General features: G+C 39.7%; 20 protein-coding genes. 7 read left to right on the top strand and 13 right to left on the bottom strand.

What is annotated here, in order from left to right:
• Positions 1-8: 8 nt before the first annotated feature.
• From L3Q70_RS09405 to L3Q70_RS09395, 3 genes are all read right to left on the bottom strand, one after another.
• Entirely contained in the window at positions 9-1,211 is a 1,203-nt protein-coding gene (locus tag L3Q70_RS09405) for an efflux RND transporter periplasmic adaptor subunit (protein WP_237114164.1), read from the bottom strand.
• A gap of 255 nt (positions 1,212-1,466) precedes the next feature.
• Complete coding sequence (locus L3Q70_RS09400) at positions 1,467-2,159, bottom strand: haloacid dehalogenase type II (RefSeq protein WP_237114163.1); 693 nt, start codon at positions 2,157-2,159, stop codon at positions 1,467-1,469.
• A 70-nt stretch (positions 2,160-2,229) separates the two neighbouring features.
• Positions 2,230-2,883, bottom strand: coding sequence for a peroxiredoxin-like family protein (locus L3Q70_RS09395; protein ID WP_237114162.1), 654 nt, complete (start codon positions 2,881-2,883; stop codon positions 2,230-2,232).
• Between the two features lie 106 nt (positions 2,884-2,989).
• On the opposite strand from L3Q70_RS09395, the gene L3Q70_RS09390 reads away from it, so the two are divergent.
• The 4 genes from L3Q70_RS09390 to L3Q70_RS09375 all read left to right on the top strand — a co-directional run bounded on the left by L3Q70_RS09390 (position 2,990) and on the right by L3Q70_RS09375 (position 8,595).
• Positions 2,990-3,865, top strand: a complete 876-nt coding sequence (locus tag L3Q70_RS09390) for a LysR family transcriptional regulator (RefSeq protein WP_193987402.1) — start codon at positions 2,990-2,992, stop codon at positions 3,863-3,865.
• An 82-nt stretch (positions 3,866-3,947) separates the two neighbouring features.
• Positions 3,948-4,508 carry an RNA polymerase sigma factor gene (locus tag L3Q70_RS09385; RefSeq protein WP_062569255.1) on the top strand — a complete coding sequence of 187 codons (561 nt, stop codon included), beginning with the start codon at positions 3,948-3,950 and terminating at the stop codon, positions 4,506-4,508.
• The gene (locus L3Q70_RS09380) at positions 4,505-5,575 is read left to right on the top strand and encodes a FecR domain-containing protein (RefSeq protein WP_237114161.1); all 1,071 of its coding nucleotides are present in this window, start codon (positions 4,505-4,507) and stop codon (positions 5,573-5,575) included. The genes L3Q70_RS09385 and L3Q70_RS09380 overlap by 4 nt, the downstream gene beginning before the upstream one ends.
• A gap of 8 nt (positions 5,576-5,583) precedes the next feature.
• Positions 5,584-8,595 carry a TonB-dependent receptor gene (locus tag L3Q70_RS09375; RefSeq protein WP_237114160.1) on the top strand — a complete coding sequence of 1,004 codons (3,012 nt, stop codon included), beginning with the start codon at positions 5,584-5,586 and terminating at the stop codon, positions 8,593-8,595.
• A 60-nt stretch (positions 8,596-8,655) separates the two neighbouring features.
• On the opposite strand, the gene L3Q70_RS09370 is transcribed toward L3Q70_RS09375, so the two are convergent.
• Positions 8,656-9,054 (bottom strand): biopolymer transporter ExbD, encoded by a 399-nt coding sequence (locus L3Q70_RS09370; RefSeq protein WP_237114159.1) that lies wholly within the window; start codon positions 9,052-9,054, stop codon positions 8,656-8,658.
• A 289-nt stretch (positions 9,055-9,343) separates the two neighbouring features.
• Here L3Q70_RS09370 and L3Q70_RS09365 point away from each other — a divergent pair, with 289 nt between their 5' ends.
• On the top strand, positions 9,344-10,321 hold the full coding sequence (locus L3Q70_RS09365; protein WP_237114158.1) for a catalase family peroxidase: 978 nt from the start codon (positions 9,344-9,346) through the stop codon (positions 10,319-10,321).
• Positions 10,322-10,603: 282 nt separating this feature from the next.
• On the opposite strand, the gene L3Q70_RS09360 is transcribed toward L3Q70_RS09365, so the two are convergent.
• The 3 genes from L3Q70_RS09360 to L3Q70_RS09350 all read right to left on the bottom strand — a co-directional run bounded on the left by L3Q70_RS09360 (position 10,604) and on the right by L3Q70_RS09350 (position 13,018).
• A complete protein-coding gene (locus L3Q70_RS09360) occupies positions 10,604-11,425 on the bottom strand; it encodes an alpha/beta fold hydrolase (protein WP_237114157.1) in 822 nt (273 codons plus the stop codon).
• A gap of 106 nt (positions 11,426-11,531) precedes the next feature.
• Positions 11,532-12,362, bottom strand: a complete 831-nt coding sequence (locus L3Q70_RS09355; RefSeq protein WP_193987398.1) for a hypothetical protein — start codon at positions 12,360-12,362, stop codon at positions 11,532-11,534.
• A 146-nt stretch (positions 12,363-12,508) separates the two neighbouring features.
• Positions 12,509-13,018 (bottom strand): hypothetical protein, encoded by a 510-nt coding sequence (locus L3Q70_RS09350; protein ID WP_193987397.1) that lies wholly within the window; start codon positions 13,016-13,018, stop codon positions 12,509-12,511.
• A 243-nt stretch (positions 13,019-13,261) separates the two neighbouring features.
• On the opposite strand from L3Q70_RS09350, the gene L3Q70_RS09345 reads away from it, so the two are divergent.
• Positions 13,262-14,098, top strand: coding sequence for an integron integrase (locus L3Q70_RS09345; RefSeq protein ID WP_237114156.1), 837 nt, complete (start codon positions 13,262-13,264; stop codon positions 14,096-14,098).
• A 330-nt stretch (positions 14,099-14,428) separates the two neighbouring features.
• Here the strand turns inward: L3Q70_RS09345 and L3Q70_RS09340 are convergent, their stop codons facing one another.
• From L3Q70_RS09340 to L3Q70_RS09315, 6 genes are all read right to left on the bottom strand, one after another.
• The gene (locus L3Q70_RS09340) at positions 14,429-14,872 is read right to left on the bottom strand and encodes a PA2169 family four-helix-bundle protein (protein WP_062569411.1); all 444 of its coding nucleotides are present in this window, start codon (positions 14,870-14,872) and stop codon (positions 14,429-14,431) included.
• A 198-nt stretch (positions 14,873-15,070) separates the two neighbouring features.
• Positions 15,071-16,009 (bottom strand): LysR family transcriptional regulator, encoded by a 939-nt coding sequence (locus L3Q70_RS09335; protein WP_062569248.1) that lies wholly within the window; start codon positions 16,007-16,009, stop codon positions 15,071-15,073.
• Between the two features lie 16 nt (positions 16,010-16,025).
• Complete coding sequence (gene aceK, locus L3Q70_RS09330; protein ID WP_237114155.1) at positions 16,026-17,750, bottom strand: bifunctional isocitrate dehydrogenase kinase/phosphatase; 1,725 nt, start codon at positions 17,748-17,750, stop codon at positions 16,026-16,028.
• A 101-nt stretch (positions 17,751-17,851) separates the two neighbouring features.
• Positions 17,852-18,325, bottom strand: a complete 474-nt coding sequence (locus tag L3Q70_RS09325; protein WP_193987395.1) for a DUF4124 domain-containing protein — start codon at positions 18,323-18,325, stop codon at positions 17,852-17,854.
• 64 nt (positions 18,326-18,389) lie between these two features.
• Positions 18,390-19,883, bottom strand: coding sequence for a DUF3413 domain-containing protein (locus L3Q70_RS09320; RefSeq protein ID WP_237114154.1), 1,494 nt, complete (start codon positions 19,881-19,883; stop codon positions 18,390-18,392).
• A 5-nt stretch (positions 19,884-19,888) separates the two neighbouring features.
• Entirely contained in the window at positions 19,889-20,101 is a 213-nt protein-coding gene (locus L3Q70_RS09315) for a DUF1414 domain-containing protein (RefSeq protein ID WP_054554702.1), read from the bottom strand.
• 63 nt (positions 20,102-20,164) lie between these two features.
• Between L3Q70_RS09315 and yejK the strand changes: the two genes are divergently transcribed.
• The gene (gene yejK, locus L3Q70_RS09310) at positions 20,165-21,181 is read left to right on the top strand and encodes a nucleoid-associated protein YejK (protein ID WP_193988910.1); all 1,017 of its coding nucleotides are present in this window, start codon (positions 20,165-20,167) and stop codon (positions 21,179-21,181) included.
• Positions 21,182-21,185 lie beyond the last annotated feature (4 nt).

Genomic DNA, 21,185 nt, shown 5'->3' with positions numbered 1-21,185 from the left:
CCCTGTGCTTATTCTGCGTGGCTTGAGTTAGCGGCTGGTTTGCCAACATTGACTGGCATACCTGGGAAGAAAATACGCGCCATGCCATCAACAATCACTTGGTCGCCTTCTTTTAAACCACTGCGAATTAACCAAAAGTTTTGGAATTGTTCATTGTTTGGTTTTTTTATCCATTCACCCACTTCAACAGGCGCAGGTAGTGCTACATCCATACCTTGTTCATTTTTACTCACAACATAAACAAACTTGCCTGTGCCGTTATCGAGTACGGCGCGCTGTGGTACGATGATGGCATTTTTGCGTACCGCGCCAGTTAGCTCAATTCGTACAAATTGGCCAGGTCGTAACTGAAAATCAGGATTTGGGATCACAGCTTGAAACTCGCTGGTGCCGGTGTTCGGATTGATACGCACATCAGAGAAGTTCACTTCGCCAGTTTTAGCGTACAAAGAACCATCTTGAAGTTTTATTTGCGTTCTCCAGTGGCCTTGCTCTGGTAACGTTAGTGAGCCATTTTTAACATCTTGACGCATTTGTAGTTGTTCGCGTTCTGACAAACCAAACCGAATACGTATAGGGTCAAACTGGGTCATTTGCGTGAGTAAAACGTCAGGGCCTGAAACAAACGTACCTTCAGAAACAAATTCACGTCCCATTACACCCGCAACAGGGGCTTTTACTTGGGCATATTCAAGATTTAATTGTGCTTCTTTTAGCGCAACCTTGGCCGCTGCGAGGTTTGTTTTGGCAATATCATTAGCTGAGCTCGCGTTATCATAATCGCGTTGTGAAACTGACTTCTCTGCACGAAGTTTTCCTAAACGTTTAACGTCTCGTTCAGTTTGTACCAGCGATGCCTTGGCACCATCAAGAGCCGCCTGGGCACGATCAACAGCTAGCTGGTATGGTTCAAGATCAATAGTAAATAGTGATTGACCTTGTTCGACACGCTGACCTTCTTCAAAATTACGTGATTCTAGAATACCCGCTACACGCGCTCGAACTTCAACTTCTTTAGAGCCAGATAGGGTTGCTGGTAATTCAATCGTGAATGGTGCATCTTCTGTTTTTATGGTCATTGTAGCAACAGCAGCAGGATGCATTTGCTCTTGTGGTTTAGGGGCCTCGGAACAGCCTTGCAATACAAGTGGTGCAGCGATCAAAAATAGTAAAGATAATGATAATTTGGCAGGTGCGAAAGACAGACGCATGTTTACTCCACAGTCCAATTGTTAAGTATAGTAAGCATAGTCGATAGCCCACAAGTCATGAAAAGGCGAACCATGCTAGGATTAAGCGCAATCAGTGTATACCTAAAACTTTTAAAGGTACACCATTTAGTTTACTTTTTGGTTTGTTTTTTAGACTAAATAATGAATGCTCTGTACATAAAAATTACTGAGTTTTGTGCGAAGTGAACAATAAAAAGTATGAAGACTACCGTTTGTAGTCTTCTGAGGGTTTAATTAACGATTAAGTAGTAAAGCGAGCTCTTTTATATCATTAACAATGTAGTCAGGTTTTGTCGCTAGTGGATACAGCGCTTTACCGGGTCTTGCAACAAAGGCTGTTTGCATACCTGCGGCCTTTGCACCGGCAACATCCCAACCGTGAGCGGCTACCATCAGTGCCTCATCTGGTGCTACATTAAGTTGTTTAAGTAGCCACTGATATGAGCGAAGATCGGGCTTATATACCTTGATATCTTCAACACTGTATCGGTCACTAAAAAATTTCGTCAAATCAGCGTGTTTAAATTGCGCTGCTACCCCTTTATTTGATGAATTAGTAAAGCTTACTAACTTAAAGCCTTTATCATTAAGTTGAGCAAGTCCGTGCTTTACATCTGGGTGTGCTGGAAGAGATAAAAGCGGTGGTACAATCGCTTGTTTTGCCTGCTCTTTAGTAATATTAATTTGATGGTTACTTGCCACCATCATCAATGCTGCGACACCAATTTCACCAAAATCATGGTAGTCATTCGTCACGGTGCTAACTAATGAGTGATGTAACATGGTCGAAAACCAAAGAGGCAATAGTTGTGTTTGTCCGTTAAGTGCTTCCCCGACAGAGTCCCTCATTTGTTCAAGGTCAAGCAAGGTTTCGTTAACATCAAATACAATTACTTTTGGGGTTTCAAGATGTTGACTATTTGCCATAGCTTCACTCCCAATTAAGGTGCTAAATATTAATATACAAGCACCTAATAATTTAGTTGATAGACTGACATTACGCATCCTGCAACCCTTTTGCCGCATTTAATACCTCACTTGGCTCTGCACGTAGCGTATAGTCTTCTTTAGCAAATACATATTGAACAGTACGGTCTTTATCAATAACGTAGGTTGCAGGAAGAGGAAGCTCGTAACTGTTATCCCCATTTGCACTAGGAATATCCAAGCCCAGCTCTTGGTAGACTGGAATTAAGCGTTCATCTAATGTGAACACTAATCCACATGCTTTTGCTAGTGTATTTTCAACATCTGATAAGACCGTAAAGGCTAATTCATTCTGTTGTTCAGTGGATAACGAGTGATCAGGTAACTGTGGTGAAACTGCTACTAGTTGAACATGGTGTTTAGCAAACTCGTCCTTAAGTGCATTTAGCGCACGTAATTCTAAGTTACAGTATGGGCACCAACCGCCACGGTAAAAGCTAAGCACCAGAGGTCCTTTGTCTAATAACTGCGAGAGTGTCACGGTTTCACCATGACTATTTGGCAAGCTAAAGTTAGGAAATACTGCGCCTACTGGTAATGCATGTTGATTTAACTGCTCAGCGATCAGTTTGTCGGTGGTAATGTCCATTAAGTTTAAGATATCGCTTGGGACATTTGCTTTTTTCTGTACTTCGAATGCGTCAATTTGGCTTTTTAAAGACATAGTGTGGCTCCAGACCATTAGGGTAAAAAATGCAGTATAGTGTTTTATTTTTTTATATATACTAGGCAAAAGTGAAAGCTAAATTCGAAAATATTGAACTGAAAATATGTATAGCCTATCCGATTTAGAAACATTTATAGCGATTGTTGAGAACCAAGGGGTCGTGGCGGCTGCAAAAGCACAAGGTTTATCGCCAGCAACAGTGAGCCACCGTTTAAGTAAGCTTGAAAAGGCACTTTCAACCGTGCTTATTTTTCGGGATAGCCGACGGATTAGGTTATCACCAGCAGGAGACGTCTTTTACCAACGCGCAAGCGCAATTTTGGAAGCGTTGTATGATGCTGAGCATCAAATAGGTGCAAGAGGGTCGGCAATATCAGGGTTATTACGTGTCACCATGCCGCCATGGGTCTTTTCTAAATTTGTTATGCCTGAGCTTAATCAGTTTGAGCAACAATACCCTGATTTAAAACTGGATTTTATGATTACAGATCATTTTGTGAATGTAGTGGATGACGCACAAGATGTGGCGATTAGGGTAGGACAGTTAGTTGACTCTAATTTATTATCTCGAAAACTTGCTGTTAACTCGCGTATTCTATGTGCTGCACCAAGCTACATTGAAAAATATGGTATGCCAAAGTCAGTGGCTGATTTGGTTGATCATTACTGGGTGTGTTTACCGTGGCAACGCCAACTTAAGCTCATCGAGAATAATCAAGTCACTCATCACAATGCGCGTACTCGATTTACTATTTCAAACTCAGATAACATGACTCAAGCAGCGATTGCAGGGCATGGTATCACCATCAAATCACACATCGCTATTCAGGATGAACTCAGCAAAGGAGAGTTAATTGAAATATTACCCAATTGCTTAGCTGATGCAGATGCGCCAGTCTGGTTTTTAAAACCTCAAAACAGTTTAGTCACTCGAAAAACAGAGATATTTTATAATTTCATGAAAAGTTTATTTACTTAGAGAACAGAAAATTAACAAATTGTCTTGTAATTAAAATGAAATCTCGTACCCTTAGTTCTAAAATAACAAGTGCGAGTTACGGATGACGGAACAGACAGGAATTATTACCGCATTTACTGATATATCAAGCAAACTCAGACGATTTGTTGCACGTATTGTCAGCCCTGATGACGTTGAAGATATAATTCAAGAAACGTTTATTAAAAGTTACGAGGCTGATCTTAAGCAAAATATTGAATATACCCACAGTTATATGCTTAAAACTGCTAAGCACTTAGCATTAAATCACGTTGCGAAATGGGATAATAAATACAAAGAGTCCCTTGATGAGCATCAACAAGTCACCAATCAGATGCGCTCAATGGCACTTGAAGATGAAGTCACCTCAAAAGAGCGGTTTTTATTTTTTTGTCGCGTGACTAACGAATTGAGCCCTCAAGTTAAAAAGTGTTTTATTTTAAAAAAGGTCTATGGTCTAAGCCAAAAGGAAATCGCAATTAAAATGAAGTTGAGCGAAAGTACAGTTGAAAAGCACATCGCCAAAGGGCTCTTGCATGCATTGCATGCTATGAAAGCACATGACACTCAGCAACTAAATCAATTAAATACCACTGATGTAACCGCCAAAGAGGTGAATAAATGAGTAATGTTCATCCTTTTTCGTCGAAAGATATGATTCAAGCTCAGGCGAGTCGTTGGGTAAGCGCAATTGACAGAGGCTTATCTGATAAAGAGGTGCATGAGTTACAGCAATGGGCAAAACAAAGCAGTGCCCATCAAGATGCGTTATTTGAACTCGCTCAACTTTGGGATGAAATGAGTGTGCTCAATGAGCTAAGTAGCCTTTTTCCTGAAAAAACTCAACATAAACAACCTGTGGTTTTTGGCTTGGCAACCGCGGCAAGTTTTCTAGTTGTGATGTTACTGGGTTGTGTTTTACTGATTTACTCAAGTTATTGGCAATCAGCTGAAGACGACCATGCGAAATTTACAAAGATTTATCGAACCAAAGTCGGTGAGCAGGCAACCTATGTCTTGCCAGACAGCACGATTGTTCAGCTTAACACCAATACAAAGTTAGAAGTGGTGTACACGGGCGACCGTCGTCAACTTATATTGAATCGAGGCGAGGGGCGTTTCAATGTTGCCAAGGATGCGAGCAGACCTTTTACAGTCATTGCCGGGGATAAGTCTTTTACAGCCCTTGGCACCGTGTTTAATGTTCAACGCAATACCTCATCAGATCTTGAGTTGGTAGTCACAGAGGGCAAAGTAATGATAGCTGAGCCACACACGCTTGTTGATGCAAATGACTTTGAGCATTTAAAAGATGCTTCAAACGAGAGTCTGTCGATAAAAAAACTCCATGCGAACGTGGTTGTCTCGGGTGAAAAAGCGCTTATAAAACACAGTAAAACCGAGCCTGTTAAACAACTGTCGATGGATGATGTACAACGAGATTTAGCATGGCAGCATGGTATGATTATTTTTAATGGTGAGCCTTTAGGTGAAGCGCTACAAGAGGTTAGTCGCTACACAGCTACCCGTTTTGAATTGACTGATCCTGATTTAACTTCTTTAAAAGTTGCGGGCGTTTTCAAGGCTGGCGATATAAAAGGATTACTTGAGTCGTTGCACGCTAATTTAGCGGTTAAACATCAACGCTTAGGCGAGCATCGTGTTAGTTTAAGTTTTGAAAGTAAAAGCTAATTTCCCTCATGAAAAAAAATGATTTTCACGTTGTTAATGTTAATCACAAAAAATCAAATAAAAAAAAGTTAAATTTACATAGTGGATTTTTCTTTCTGAACTGTTTGATTAAGTTGCGCAGTAAACAATTGCATTTATTTCCAGCGTCGATGGCTGTCTACGGCTTATGTATGGGGCAACTAGCCATTGCTGCTGAAAAGCAAATGCTGCAATTTGATATTAAAGCGCAACGAGCAGATTTAGCCTTGATTGAATTCGCTAAGCAAACAGACCAAACGGTTATTTTCTCTTTTGAGCTTGCTAAGCAATATCAAGCACAGTCGGTGTTTGGTTTTTATACCAAGCTAGATGCACTTGAGACCATGCTTCAAGGTACAAAGCTCGATGCGGTTGTTGATCAAACTGGTTTACTGAGTATAAAACTCAAACAAATCAATAGGAAAGATAACAACATGAAAAACCTTTCAGGGGTCAGTGCTGCAGTCGTGCCGTTACTACTTGCAAGCAATAATCAGGCATTTGCAGCAGAACAAGCTGCAGAAGAAAATATCGAGAAAATCGCTGTTGTTGGTAGTCGTGTAGCAGGGCGCTCAGTTGAGGATTTACCGGTACCCGTTGATATTTTAAGTGCGGAGGCACTTGAAAATACAGGACAAACAGAAGTGGGCCGTATGCTTCAAGCTATCGCCCCTTCTTTTAACTTTTCCAGCTCGTCTATCAGTGATGGTACTGATGCGCTGCGTCCGGCAACACTACGTGGTTTAGGGCCCGACCAAACCTTAGTGCTTATCAATGGTAAGCGTCGTCACCAAGCGAGTATCATCCACATTAATACGTCAGTAGGTCGTGGTACGGCCGGTACTGACATGAATGCTATTCCTGCGGCATCAATTAAGCGCATTGAAGTTTTACGTGATGGTGCGGCCGCACAATATGGTTCAGATGCGATTGCCGGTGTTATCAATATCGTGTTAAAAGATGCTGAAGAAGGCGGTAAAGCAGCCATTAATTATGGCGAATACTCAGAGGGTGATGGCGAAACCGTTAATATTGATTTTAACAAAGGTTTTGCCCTAGGTGATGATGGTTATTTAAATACCACAATTAACTACCGTGATCGCGCCCCAACGAACCGTGCTGGCCTTCATGGCTCATGTCAATTTTATGGTTGTACGGAGCTTGATGACGGCACTTTACTTGCTGCTGACCCACGCGAACTCACAGCACCGCGTGACACATTTAGAATTGGTGATGCTGATTCTCAGCAATTTGCGCTAACCGTTAATACTGGTTATGAACTTGCTGGTGGTGAGCTGTATGGTTTTATCACTTATTCAAACCGTGAAAATGAATCAGCGGCATTTTTCCGCCACAACGCCAATGCGACTGGTAACCCTGTATTGCAAGACGGTGATGCAACAATTCCAATGGGTTTCTTGCCGAAAATTAATACTGTTATTGATGACGTGTCTTATAACGTAGGTTTTAAAAAGTCGTTCGATAATGACTCAAGCATTGACTTATCTTATACCTATGGTGAAAACAGCATCGATTACACCACAAGTGACACAATTAATGGTTCGTACGCAAACTTACTTCGTTATGAGCAAGGTTTATCAGCAGATGAAATTCGTGCCACCATCCCGCGTTCAGCGTTTGCATATGGCCTAGAATTATCTCTACAAACACTTAATCTCGATTACACAAAAGATTACGATAATTTTTCATTAGCATTGGGTGCTGAAATCCGCACAGATGAATTCCGCATCTTAGAGGGCAGTGAATATGCTTATCGTGATTACGACACCGTTGATGGTGTAAGCATTTATTCAGGCCTCAGCGGCGGTGTAGGTAGTGAAGATGCAGCCAGTGGTACACAAGGCTTTGGTGGTTCTGATCCTGCGTCATCTGTGGATGAATCACGTGATGTGATCTCATTTTATGCGGATGCTGAAACTTACGTGATTGATGATGTTATTATCTCAGGCGCGCTTCGTTACGATAACTACAAAGGCTTTGGCGACACTGTTAACTTTAAGCTAGCGGCTAATTGGTCGATTACTGAAGACGTCTCTTTACGCGGTGCATTGAGTACAGGTTTTAGAGCACCGTCTATGCAACAGCTTTACTTTAATAACATAAGTACACAGTTTGTTGTTGGCGATGATGGCAGCTTAGTGGCTGAACAAGTGGGTACTTTTAGAAACGACAGTACACTCGCGCAATCTATTGGTATTCCTAAGTTAAAAGAAGAAAAATCGCAAAACCGTAGTTTAGGTATTGTGTATAACGTGACTGACAATATCAACGTAACCATTGACTACTATTCGATTGATATTGATGACCGTATCGTTATTTCTAACCGTTTAGGCAAAGGTTTATCAGACACACTTGATGCTGCACTTGTCAGCTCTGGTGCAGGGGCTGGTCAGTTTTTCTTAAATGGTGCGGACACAGAAACAGAAGGTGTTGATTTAGTTGCTACATGGAACACTGAAGGCCTTGGCGGTACGCTCGATTTCACTTTTGCTGCTAACTTCACCAAAACAGATGTGGTTGATTTATTTACGCCATCAGGCAGTGGTCTTGAAACGATTCCTGTTGAAGATGTGTTTTCTGCTCAAGAAACGTCAATCATCGAAGAGTGGCAGCCAGAAGATCGCATTAACTTAAGTGCACTTTACCGACTTGAAGACTGGACAGTAAACTTATCACTGAATCGCTATGGTGAGTACACTGTGGAAGACGGTGGACGTCAAACATACGGTGCTGAAATCTTAACGGATGTGAAAGTGAGTTACTTCTTTGATGAAAACTTATCGTTTAACATTGGTGCTAATAACCTATTTGATGTTTATCCAGATAAGAACACCATTGGTAATTCGCGCTCGGGTACGATAGTTGATGCAAACGGCAACACAATAGTGTCAAGCCCTGGTGTATTCACTTACTCTCGTCGCTCAGCACCATTTGGTTTTAACGGTGCATACTACTACGTAGGTGCAGAGTACAAGTTCTAAACTCTCTTTAGATTCCTTTATTATTATAAACTTGCAAAGGGCCGTTAGGCCCTTTTTTAGTTATAAAGACGTGCCTATAGAGATTGGTACATCTTGATATTGTTTTATTTTATCAAGCAAGGTGACCAAGGTTTTGTGACTACTTTGCTCACTTGCTGTTACTTGCACATTTGTCATTTCAAATTGTGCGGAAAATAACGCGAGGTTAGCGATTATCTGCTCTGGTGTTATAAGCCGGTTTGCAAAGTAAATACTATCATTTTCAGTGATAGTAAATTGCGCTTGTTTTTTCGGGTTATCAAGAGTTGGTTTTGCCAAAGGGCGATTAACTTCAATAGCGCGCTCTTTAACAAACGAGGTTGTTACGATAAAAAATATAAGCAAGATAAACACAATATCGAGCATGGGGGTCATATCTACATCAGCGTTTGCAGTGGTTTTTTTATGTTGTTTCACCATAATTAGGTCCTTGTTGTTTTTGGCCAAGACACAAAATTTATGATTAATTGCACTAGCCACAGTCGTGTTATGAACACGGATTATTTTTAAATTGCTGGGCGCCACAGCAGTTTTCGGATCCTAAATTTAAAGTTAGCAGCTTTTAAAAATACGGTAGTTAAATAATTATTCTAAGTTTATTAAATGTTTGTAGCGTTTTTGTTGGTGGAGTTTTTTTTATTCACTTTAATGAAATCATAATAAGCTTTGTTAGGTCATCTCGATGTAACTAAGTTAAAAGGATGGATAAATGCTAAAAATTAAGTCTTTGGTTTGTGCTGTATGTCTTGTTTTACCCACAGCAAGTTTTGCTGAGCAATCAGTAAATGGGCAAGATTTCATAAATTTATTTGAGAAGCTCTCGGGTAAGCAGCCCGGTATCAGAAAAGGTCACGCCAAAGGTGTGTGCGCTGTCGGCACATTTACACCTAATCAAGCCGCAAAACAGTATTCAATCAGCCCTTTATTTGATGCGCCGTCTAAAGCCAATATCCGTTTTTCTATGGGCGGTGGAAACCCTCACGCTGATGAAACATCACGTTCACCACGTGGTATGGGGGGGCAGTTTGTGTTAGAAAATGGCGATGTGCACAATATTGCAGGGCTTACCACGCCTGTTTTTGCAGGTAACAGCCCTGAAGCATTTTTTGGTTTGCTAAGCACTTTATTACCTGACGAAAAAACGGGTCAAATCGATTTTGCAAAAGTGAAAGCATACAGGCAACAACACCCGAGTACCTTAGGTCAGTTTAATTGGCTACAAAGCCATAATCCGCCTGCATCGTATGTGTCTTCGCGTTATTTTGGTGTGCATACCTTTTACATGGTTGATGAAAAGGGTGCTAAGCATGCCTTTAGATGGACTATGGTGCCAGAAGAGCCAGAACAAGTGCTAACAGAAGAGCAAATGAAAACATTACCCAAGTCATTTCTGGCAAAGCGACTTGAAGAGGATTTAGCGAAAGGCAAAGTTCATTATCGTTTTCAAGCAGAGTTAGCTGAGCCGGGTGATGCATTAACGGATCCTTCAGTTCGTTGGCCCGCTGATCGCACAACAATTAATTTAGGAAAGCTTACGATAGAATCTACGGGCGAATCAGGTTGCGACCTCACAAATTATGACCCAAACCTATTGTCTAAAGGCTTTATGCCAAGTGATGACAAAGTACTTAAGCTACGCTCAACAGCCTATGCTATTTCATTTGCTAAGCGTTTAACGGGGCAATAAATAAAACTAAATCGTTTGGAGTTAACACATTAAAGTAAATACATTTTAATTCTATCTGTCAGGTTTGATTAAAAGGAATTAATCAAACCTGACAGGCGTATATGAGCGAGAAGCAGGCTGTCGGATAAACTCGTTTTTGGACATTCATGAGTTAGAGCTGAAGGATGGCTCTGTGCCAAAAGCGGACGGTGGTAACGCTTTGCTAATGGGTTGCCGCAGCGCAGCTTAGGCAATCCCGTGGGGGCCACGCTTTTTGTGGCCGGAACGAAATTAAGCAATTTGTTATACGCCATTAACTAAACCTAATAATGCACTGATAGAGCTTAAAAGGAGAATCTTGTTGTCATGTGGTACGTTATGACCAGTTTGATTAGTAACCATATGGATAGAATTTGCATTATTACGGATCAGTGACTGGTGCAAATCCCTCCAGATCTTTTTACCTTCAGCACTATGCCCTATCCACCAATCACTTTCATTTAATTTTGATGAGGTAACTATTACCACAGGAATTCTGTTGGCAATATCGTCGTCAGCAATCATTTTCTGAAGATAAATCCCTTGCAGAAGATTCCATTCAGGCTGGTTATTATTCATGCCGTTTAATTTAGTTGTATCGCGTTTCGACCAAGCTGCGTCGATTTTATTTAATTCACTATCAAATAGCTCGTGGCTTGGATCGAGCAAGATTAACCCTGTTACCTGCTCGGGATAAGTGGCAGCAAAAGTTCTTACATGCAAGCCACCAAAGGAGTGACCAATTAAAATCAGATTTTCTTTGGCGTTAATCGCTGTAAGCAGTTTTTCAAGTCGTTGATTTGAAGCCGCTAAACTAACGTCTTTGGCAGCCTGTGATTCACCATTTCCAGCACGAGAATATATCACTGTTCTGATGTGTAATTTTGAAAGGTCAGCTAATAATGGTTGCCAGTAAGCTAAACCCATTCCGATACCTGATTCAATCACCAACGTTTTGTTTCCAGCGCCAATATCGATATATTCCATTTGAATACCATCAATAACTAAGACTCTTGGTTCATGAGGTTGCGCAATGGCTGGATTGGCAATTAATAAAAATAACACTAATGTGAATCGAAGAATCAAGCGCAACTCCTGTGCGTATAACGCCCAATTAACGGGCAAAAAATTCTTTGCTAAAATGTTGAGGGACGAAACAGCAAACTGTTTTTTGTCCCTGTTTAATTTCTTGTTATATGCGGGCTAAATGTGCAAAAACATTAAATTCAATAGAACCAGTTGTACTAATAATTGGATTATAATATTCAACGAGTATAGTAATCATATAAGGATCAATATTATCTAAGATATTATTATTTCCTGACTTCAGTACTTGATAAAGTTTTACGTTATCAAAGCCTAAACCATCTACAATCTCTTTTTCTGTCGCAAGAGGAAATGAGTATGTGTCCCCATGATTAAGAACTAAATTCATACTTTCATTAAAAGGTGAAAATCTATTGGATAAAATTTCTTTCCCTTTATAAATAAGAGAAATATTTGTGATAGTAATACTTAATTGATCAACTGAAAATTTAGCATTTATATAATCAGCTTCATTAAGCCATCCACCTTTATATATGTCGTCTAATTTAATAGATACTTTATTTTGTTTTTGTAACTTTTGAAATTCAATATTTTTAATCTGATGGTCTAGTTCTTTTTTAGCTAGATCCACTCCCATGTAATTCGATAAGTTTTCTTCATACAGACTTTGATATTTATCTTTTGATATATCTCCTGACCTATATGCATGACAAAGATTAAAAGCTATTTCCTTATATTTATCTAAAGGAATATTTTCCTCTCTAAGACGGACTACATCACTAGATGCACCAACTGAAATTTTAATCTCTTCTTCCTTGTATTTTCCCTCAATATTTCCATTCGTGCTTTTAGCATAGAATTCAGGTGGTGGAGAGATACAACTACTTTCTTCTTTGTCTAAGACAGTTAATTGAGGTTCTAAAGAATTAGTGCAACCGCCAATAAGTATTAATATTAAAAACCAAAAACTCTTCATTCTGTTCATATATCCTTTATCTAAATTAACTAATAGCTACACAGTAACATGAGCATATAACGCCTCAAACACCGGCATGGTGAAGTTGGCGGCTTTTTTGGAACAAAAAAGGTGACAGCTTTACCATGTCCGCGTGCTTTGACTTGTTAACTGCCGAACTCCTTAACCCATTCTTGATGCTGCTCAATAAAGTTTTGCCAATAGTATTTTTCACCAGATATTTCCAGTAATTTTCTCTCAATGACAGCAAGCTCCTTAGAGTCAGTTATAGTATTTTCATCTGGGTCTATCCGCGTGAAATCCTGTTTACTGATGCCATTTAGATAGGAAAGAACTTCAAGGAAAGAAGACAACGAGGTAGATACTAACTCCGCGCTCCACTCACCCATACCATGCATTGCCGTATAAACAGGCAACAATGGTTCGCTTGTATCTACGAAGAAGGGATCTCCGACTTCGGTATCGGTTCCGATAACAACCCAGCTCTTCTGCCAATCACCTTCGTTTGGCCCACTTAGATCACTGCCATCTGGATGCACACTGTAACCTAGCTGAAGGTCATTGATGTTAGCTTCATCCGCGATGCTAAACCCACTGGAGCCAAAGAATACCTCCTTTAGGTTTTTAGATTTTATTGCTTCTATAATTTCGTGCACCGAAATCTCCTAAAGCAGTTAACAATTTTATAGTGCGCACATCGCGCATCTTCCTGCCGATGTTACGCGCATGTATTAATAAATCTATTTTTAACAAATAACGTAATGCAATGCCAACTATAATATTTTTATTGACACTAAAGGTATTCAGAAAAAGAAAATACGCTCATCGCTCATTTTCTTGAATATAGGAGTACAACAACTGGACTGTATATTTATACAGTTATTTTTGTTGGTGATGACATGAAAACGCGCTCTCCATTTTTAAATTATATCGCTGATTATATGTTGGTACGTCAGTACTCATTACGTACCGTGGATACATACCTAAAATGGATTGCATCTTATATCCATTTTCATGATAAGCGCCACCCTGCCTCAATGGGAGACAACGAAGTCGAATACTACCTAGAGCATTTAGCATCAAAACAAAACGTTGCACCACGAACGCAAGCCACAGCACTCAATTCATTGTCGTTTCTATACAAGCACATAGTAAAAAATGAGCTGTCGTTAAATTTAAATTTTGCCCGCAGTAAAAAACAAGCAAAACTACCTGTAGTTATGACACCAGAAGAAGTTAAGCTGCTTATGACTCATTTAAATAAGCGTTATTACCTTATTGCAGGCCTTATGTACGGAAGTGGTTTAAGAGTAATGGAAGCAGTACAATTAAGAGTGAAAGATATTGATTTTGATTATAAATGTATTCAAATATGGAATGGCAAAGGTAATAAACACCGTATAGTAACGCTAGCCACCGAGCTAATACCTATGCTGAGAAATCAAATTCTGCACGTTGATGACTACCTAAAACTTGATTTAAATAATCCAGAATATGCTGGCGTATGGATGCCTTATGCTTTAACAAAAAAATATCCTTCGGCTGCTAAGTCGCTTGCATGGCAGTATTTATTTCCCTCTCATATATTAAGTAAAGATCCCCAAAGTGGCGCCGATATTCGCACCGTTCAAGCACAATTGGGCCATTCTGATGTCAAAACCACACAGATTTACACCCATGTTTTACAACAAGGAGCAAACGGTGTTGTAAGCCCATTAAGCAAAATTTTTAGCTAATATTATGAGGCGAAAAAATGAGTTAGCGGAACATTCGTTTTGTAGAATAGAGCCAATAGCATTAAACGACTTGGACCATCTCTTGATTGCTCAAAACAATCATTGAAGAATTTACCCTAACTTGTTTCGGGGCATAAACGAGTCATGCTAAATGGTCCGTTATTGGAACTTAGTTGAATTTCGGGAAATAGTGAACTAGAGATGGTGAATTAGTTCTTAGTTGTCTTTCAGATGATACCCAAATCTAATCGTTAAAATTTCAGATAAAATACAAACCAATATCTAAATAGATAAAAGCCCAGGTGAGCTGGGCTTTGATTAGTTAGCAAGTTAGTGTTTTTTAAGCTTACTCATTTCAGCGTGACAGCTTTGAATAGTTAGCAGTGTTTTTGATAACGCTGCTTCACAGTCGTGTGGCTGAGGCTTGTCGAGTGCGTGCTTTATTTCAGCAAGTGTTTTGTCTTCAACTTCTTCAAGCTCATCAACGTAGGTTTTATCTTTATCAGCGCCAAGTTTAGTAATTAACGCGGTATAGGCTTTACGTGCTTCTACAGCAAATGCAGAGCCATTTTCGCGTTCACCGGTTTCATTGATGGCGTAAGGTTGTAAGCGCTCTATGCTTACTTTACGAGCATCTATCATGCGTTGAAATAGTGCAATTATGGCTGGATCTTCAACCTTTTCCTGTGCTTTTTCATAAAAATCGATACCACTGTTCATAACTTGAATGATATCTGCAATATGATGAACGTCATGTCCTTGATGTGTTTGCATAATGACCTCTTTAAAATTTAAATTTAATAACTTAAAAACAATGCACATAAATTAGAGCAAGACACGTTCCATAGTCGTTAATTATTTATAAGCCTTTTATTTTCAAAGGCTTGCAAAATTATAAAGAGATAAGAAAGGGGCTGATGTGTCCTCGAGAGAGCAAACATCAGCAATAATTACAAATTAATAGGTAAAATGTTACTTAAGCTCATCTGCTACTTCAGCCACTTTTTGACGTAACCATATATGACTGGCATCACGGTGTAATAAAGGGCTCCAGATCATATCGAGCTCAAATGGAGGAATAGGGAAGGGTGGCTCAAGAATCGTTAAACCAGGGTCATCTAGGTATATATTGGCAGCTTTTGAAGGCAGAGTTGCAACCAGGTTTTGTTCTTTTGCTAAGTGAATGGCTACATGATAATTACGTGTGAAGGTTGCAATATTCCGGTGCTTACCAAAATGAGCAAGTGCTTCATCTACCCAGCCAAGCTTTTGTACATCTTTAGGATCCATACCCACGCCAACACCAAATCCTGTTTTACTTACCCAGATATGGCGGGCTTTTAAATAGCTATCAAGGCTAAAGTCTTCAATAATAGGATTATCGGCTTTTACTAAGCAACAAAAGCTATCTTTCCAAATCTGCTTATAATGAAATGATTGTGGTAAGTTTTCAAAGCGATTTATAGCCATATCAACTTTACCGTTTTCAACATCATGAAAGGTCACATCGCTTGGTGTTAAGATATCTAATGTTGTATCCGGTGCTTCTTCGTGTAATTTACTCAGTAAGCGTGGTGCGAGGGTGCTTGCAGCGTAGTCACTGGCCATGATACGAAAGACTCGCTTACTTTGCGATGCTTCAAATTCGCGGTTAGGGGCAAGCGTTTCTTCTAACGTCATTAAAATGCCGCGGATCACAGGTTGCAGTTCTTTAGCACGTTCAGTTGGAACCATACCTTCACTGGTGCGAACTAAGATAGGATCGTTAAATAAATTGCGAAGACGCTTGAGGCCGTTACTCATTGCTGGCTGAGTTATACTCAGCTGGTTGGCTGCTTTTGTTACATTACACTCCCTAAGCAGCGTATCGAGGTAAACAAGTAAGTTTAAATCTATTTTACTTATATTCATTGCATGTCCTTAGTGTTTACCAATAATGGATAAACCGTTGTCCGGCAGGGTACGGGTAAATATGACTCACCTTGCCTTGTTTTATATTCTTTTGCGCTTGTTGCCAAAACTCTGGGTCTTCAAGCTCTGGATGAGTACTCAGCAAGTATTGCTTATATACAGGGTTTGCCGTGACAAAGGTGCATAATTGTTCAGGGAAAACATCTTGTGGCGCAACTGAGTAGCTTTGCTCATTCGTTAGATAATCATCATATGATTTTGCTTTTGGCAATGCTCTAAAGTTCATATCAGTTAAATACTGAACTTCATCGTAATCGTAAAAAATAACGCGATTGTGTTTACTCACCCCAAAGTTTTTTAAGAGCATGTCACCTGGAAAAATGTTGACGGCAATCATTTCTTTTAGAGCTTGGCCGTACTCTTCAATGGCTTCAAACGCTTGTTGCTCAGTGGCATTCTCAAGGTACATATTAAGGGGCGTCATTCGCCTTTCAATATATAAATGTTTGATAATCAGCCACTCGCCCTCAATAATCATCGAAGAGCCAATTGTTTTATGTAACTCTTCAAGTAATTTACTATCAAAGCGAGCAAGAGGAAATACGACGTTCGAATACTCTATTGTATCTGCCATTCGACCAACGCGGTCATGGCTTTTAACGAGTTGGTAGCGTTTCAATACGGTATCACGGCCAAACGGTTTGCTTTCGCCAAAGGTGTCTTTAATCACTTTGAATACGTAACCAAACGAGGGGAGGGTGAATACCATCATCACCATCCCCGGTGTACCTGGGGCTATAACGAGGTTGTCTTTAGAATGGTTTAAGTGACTTAAAAATTCACGATAGAATTCTGTCTTGCCTTGTTTGTGAAAGCCAATAGCATTGTATAGCTCCGCTAAGGTCTTATTTGGCATAAGTTGGTTTAGAAAGCGAACGAGTGCCGATGGCGCATGGGTTTCAACCATGAAATAAGCACGTGCGAAGCCAAAAATAACTCGCATTTGTGATGACTTGGTCAGTAGCGCATCTAGATACAAGCCTTTGTCTTCATGGTGTAAAACAGCAATAATGAAAGGCTGCACACCACTTTGTGACACCACACGACCAACAATGTAGGCAGCTTTATTACGGTAAAAAGGTGCTTGCAGGATATCAAAACGCATTTGCCACGCTTGATGATGTGTATCGGGTGCTTGTTTATAAAAGGCCTTTACCAATAGGCGGATGTCGCGTTCTAAATCCACAAATGGCGCTTTAAAATCAAATTGGGTGATGATTTTGCGAATAGTCGGTCTTAAGCCATCAACAACAGGAAAATAGCTTCTATACTCAGCCTCAACAGGAAGCGCAGGTGCATCAGCGAGTGTTGCTTCGACGAAAATAAAATCATTGTTAAAGTAGCGACGATGAAATAGTCGACAAAAAACGGAGTTATAAAATGTTTCGGCAAGCTCTGCTTGTGGGTGGAAACTTAAAAAATGTTGATAGATTTGCTTGGTTTCTAACCAGCATGTTTGATCAAGCTCGATGATTTGCTGCTCGTTTAACGATTTTAGTTTTGTAATTGTTTCGTTTACCCGATCATCGTAATGGCTGATCCTGAGTTTGCTAATTTCATTAATCTTTTGCCAATTTTGCTGAGCAAAGGCATAGGGGGCTTTAGCTGTTATTGCTTGAAAAAGTTTATAGTGATTGCGAAAGCCAGATAAAATTAGCTCTGCAATATGTTGTGGTTGCATATAAACCCCTTCTTAAAAACTCAATACACTTACATTAGAGCTTTAACTCTAATGTGTTAAGAATATGTTATTTAATCATGAAACCCAATAGTTAAACATAACTAATTATATCGCTTTAACTTTTTTTCTAATCCAGCGAGTTTTTTAGTTAGCACGTCAACATCTTGTTTGTATTGCTTATTAATTGATTTTAGCTGTTGCTTGATGTCTTTTTCGATTCGCTTTTTGTCTTGATCAGATAATATTCTGTTAAGACGTTGCTCTTGCTGAAATTGGGCGCGATCACGCTCACGGTCTAAAATGGCAAGCTTGTGTTTATTACTGCGTATTTCAGCCTCAAGGTTACGAACAATTTGCTGGCGCTCTAATTCGTTTAACTGCTTAACAAAGTCTTTCGGTGCTTCAATATTAGGGTCAGTTACATTGATGGTGTGTTTAGTTGCGCGGCTACCGCAAGGTTGTTGGCTAAAAATAGTGCCTTTATCTGTTGTACACTTATAGTATTGGGCTGCAAACTGTTTTGTAGGGTAGATAAAAAACAGAAAACTAAATAAAAAAAGGATTACGGCTTTCATGACATCCATGTCCTCTAAATTAATAGTGTTGAGTAACTATAATTAAGCCGTCATTTTTAGCATATTAAGGGGTAAAGCGTTTTAGTTTTTTTATGCTCTGTACTAAAAATGGAATGTCGAGTCCTTGCTCAATAGCAAAACCCTGTGCGGCCGATATATTTTTAAAGTTGCCATCTGAATCTATTAGTGTGATCCGATCCTTTTTAAATGCAATAAAGACATTTTGAGAATAGTTTACACCTGTGTCGTCATGGCGTTTATACAAGTTACTACCCAGCATTGTTTGTTTAGCTAAGCTTTGGCAGCCAAGATATTGCCCAATACTTGTTGCGATAATATCACTTGGCTGAATAAGTCCGTCAGTTTGGACAACTTTTTTATCTGAGCTATAAAGTCTTGAGGTTGTTACTATACCGTTGTTTTGCTGTGCTAGGCTAAATGCAAAAATGGTGGTTGCATCTTCACGAACGTTGGTTGTGTTCGACGCATTAATAAGTCTAACGGCGGCATCTGACTGAGTAATATTCACATAATCAAATTGATTAAAGCCTTCTACATGCAATGAACGTTTTTCATTAACCCATAGCGGCAATTGCTGATTAGTAATAATAGGGGCTTTATAAAAAGCAGGTAAGCCGTATAACAAACTAAATAGTGTGTCTTCTGTTTCAATAGGTTGAAGAAATAAGTCCGTTTTGCGTAAAGTCGGCTCACCGGCTACAAACTGCTCTAATGCTTGATTATCTGAAAAGACTAAAATATCTACTTTAGCGGCAGTTTCTACACTACATTGTTCAATAGGCGAAGGTGGTAAATAGCCAACGTTATGAGGGTCGAGCCTTACATCGTGCGCTTCTTTATAGCTTTCTATATCGAGTAAGTCGTTTTTAGCTAATAAGCTTTTGGCTGTTGTTGGGTATGACAGCGGGAGTACATTATCTTGTTTGGTAATATCAAACTTTAAGTTAGCATCAGCCCAGATATGAATACTATGGCTGAGTGCAAAACACACTAAAATAGTGCTAGTTGCATAACGTGCGAATTTGTATTGCTTTAAACGAGCAAGATGATGCCAAGTATAATTACTCACAAGTAACTGAAACGCGAGAATAAGCAGCACAATACCGCCTGCAAGTAAGGTTGTAAGTGCAGGAGAGCTGGTTAAACGATGCCATAACAATGAGACAATTTCAGGTAATGCAGACGAGTTTAAGTGATACCCTAAATTAAAATAGACATAGGCATCAAGCGTTAAAAGTGATGCCCCAACGGTGGCTATCAGAGCGGCCATACCGCGTATGTGTCGCGGGTATGGAAAGACTAAACTTAATGGAAATATCGTTAAAACAAAGGCAATAAAAGTAATAAAGCTTGTATGACTTAACCAGGTTACCAACATATACACAACCCCCATAAAGGTGGTCGGTGCGGTGTCTGCAAATAAATAACTCAGACTAATAAATAACACTAAGCCGATATTTGCGAAGGTAAACCAGTGCCCCCAGCTTAAAAGCTGACTTACTTTTGATGAGAATTGACTTTGTTGCGATAAATTCATAAATATTATTTAACCGACTGTGCTAATGCTTTTGCAAAGTTGTCGGCAACAGCTTGTCTTTTCTCTGACGGGACATGCTCTTTTAAAATATGCGTGATAGAATTTCCTAAACACATAAGACTTAAATCAACAGGCGCTTTATGCTCTGTCAGTACATCAATCAGCTGATCAACGATTTGTTCTACTTGGTCATTGGAATATTTTGATATGATAGGCATCAGTTGGTTCGATAAAAAGAGTTATATTCCCGTATTTTAACACCAGAGGCGTGAAAAACAAAGATGACAATAGATGTTAAAAAATTAGTCGTTCATTATGTAGACAAAAAGGACGACGATACAGAAATTCATTTACGCAATGATGAGATGGTTGTTAACGACAAAGTTGCTGTATTTATTGAACAGTTACACCATGCATACAATGGAAAACCGGGGAAAGGTTATTGCGCGTTTAGCGGCGATAAAAACAGTGTGGTTGCATCAGCGATGCAAAGCTACCGCAATGATGAGCTCGGCTTTTGGCATATGACCGAGCAAGCAACTAACGTATTAAAAGAAGAGCTCAATAAGTATGCCTTTAATGAAACAGGTTATTTAGTTTTTTGTCATTATCAGTATGTGGCAAGTGACTTTCTGTTGATTGCTATGATCAACATCAAAGAGCATTACTCAATTACGTCTGAGCTTGATTTAGCATCGTCGCGTCACTTAGATATTTCTCGTATGCAATTGGCTGCACGTGTTGACTTAACCGCATGGGATACGCAACCAGAGGATAATCGTTACATTTCTTTCATTAAAGGTCGTGCGGGTCGCAAAGTCGCAGATTTCTTTTTAGACTTTTTAGGCTGTGAAGAGGGAATTGATCCTAAGCAACAAAGTCAAGTGATGCTAAATGCCGTAGAAGATTATTTATCAGAACAGCAATACGATAAGTCAGAAAAAGACGAGCTACGCAAACAAGTTTTTGATTATTGTAATGACTGCGTAACGACAGGGGAAGATGCCAATGTTAAAGAGCTGTCGGCTACATTATCAAAAAGTGACGATAGTCCATTTGAGAGCTTTTGCCAGGAGCAGAGCTACGACTTAGAAGAGTCGTTCCCTGTAGATAAAAAGACCGTGACTAGCATGGTGAAATTTTCAGGTATGGGTGGTGGCGTCAGTGTCAGCTTTGAGCGTAAACATTTAGGTGAACGTGTAACGTACAACGAAGCAACTGATACGCTAGTGATAAAAGGCATTCCGCCTAATCTGAAAGACCAGTTGCAGCGCTTTATGGAGCAAGAAAAGGGATGAGCGA

Source organism: Pseudoalteromonas sp. CF6-2 (assembly GCF_021729425.1).
Classification (GTDB): Bacteria; Pseudomonadota; Gammaproteobacteria; order Enterobacterales; family Alteromonadaceae; genus Pseudoalteromonas; species Pseudoalteromonas arabiensis.
The sequence above is the reverse complement of the archived record's forward strand: the minus strand, read 5'-3'. Positions and strand labels throughout refer to the sequence as shown.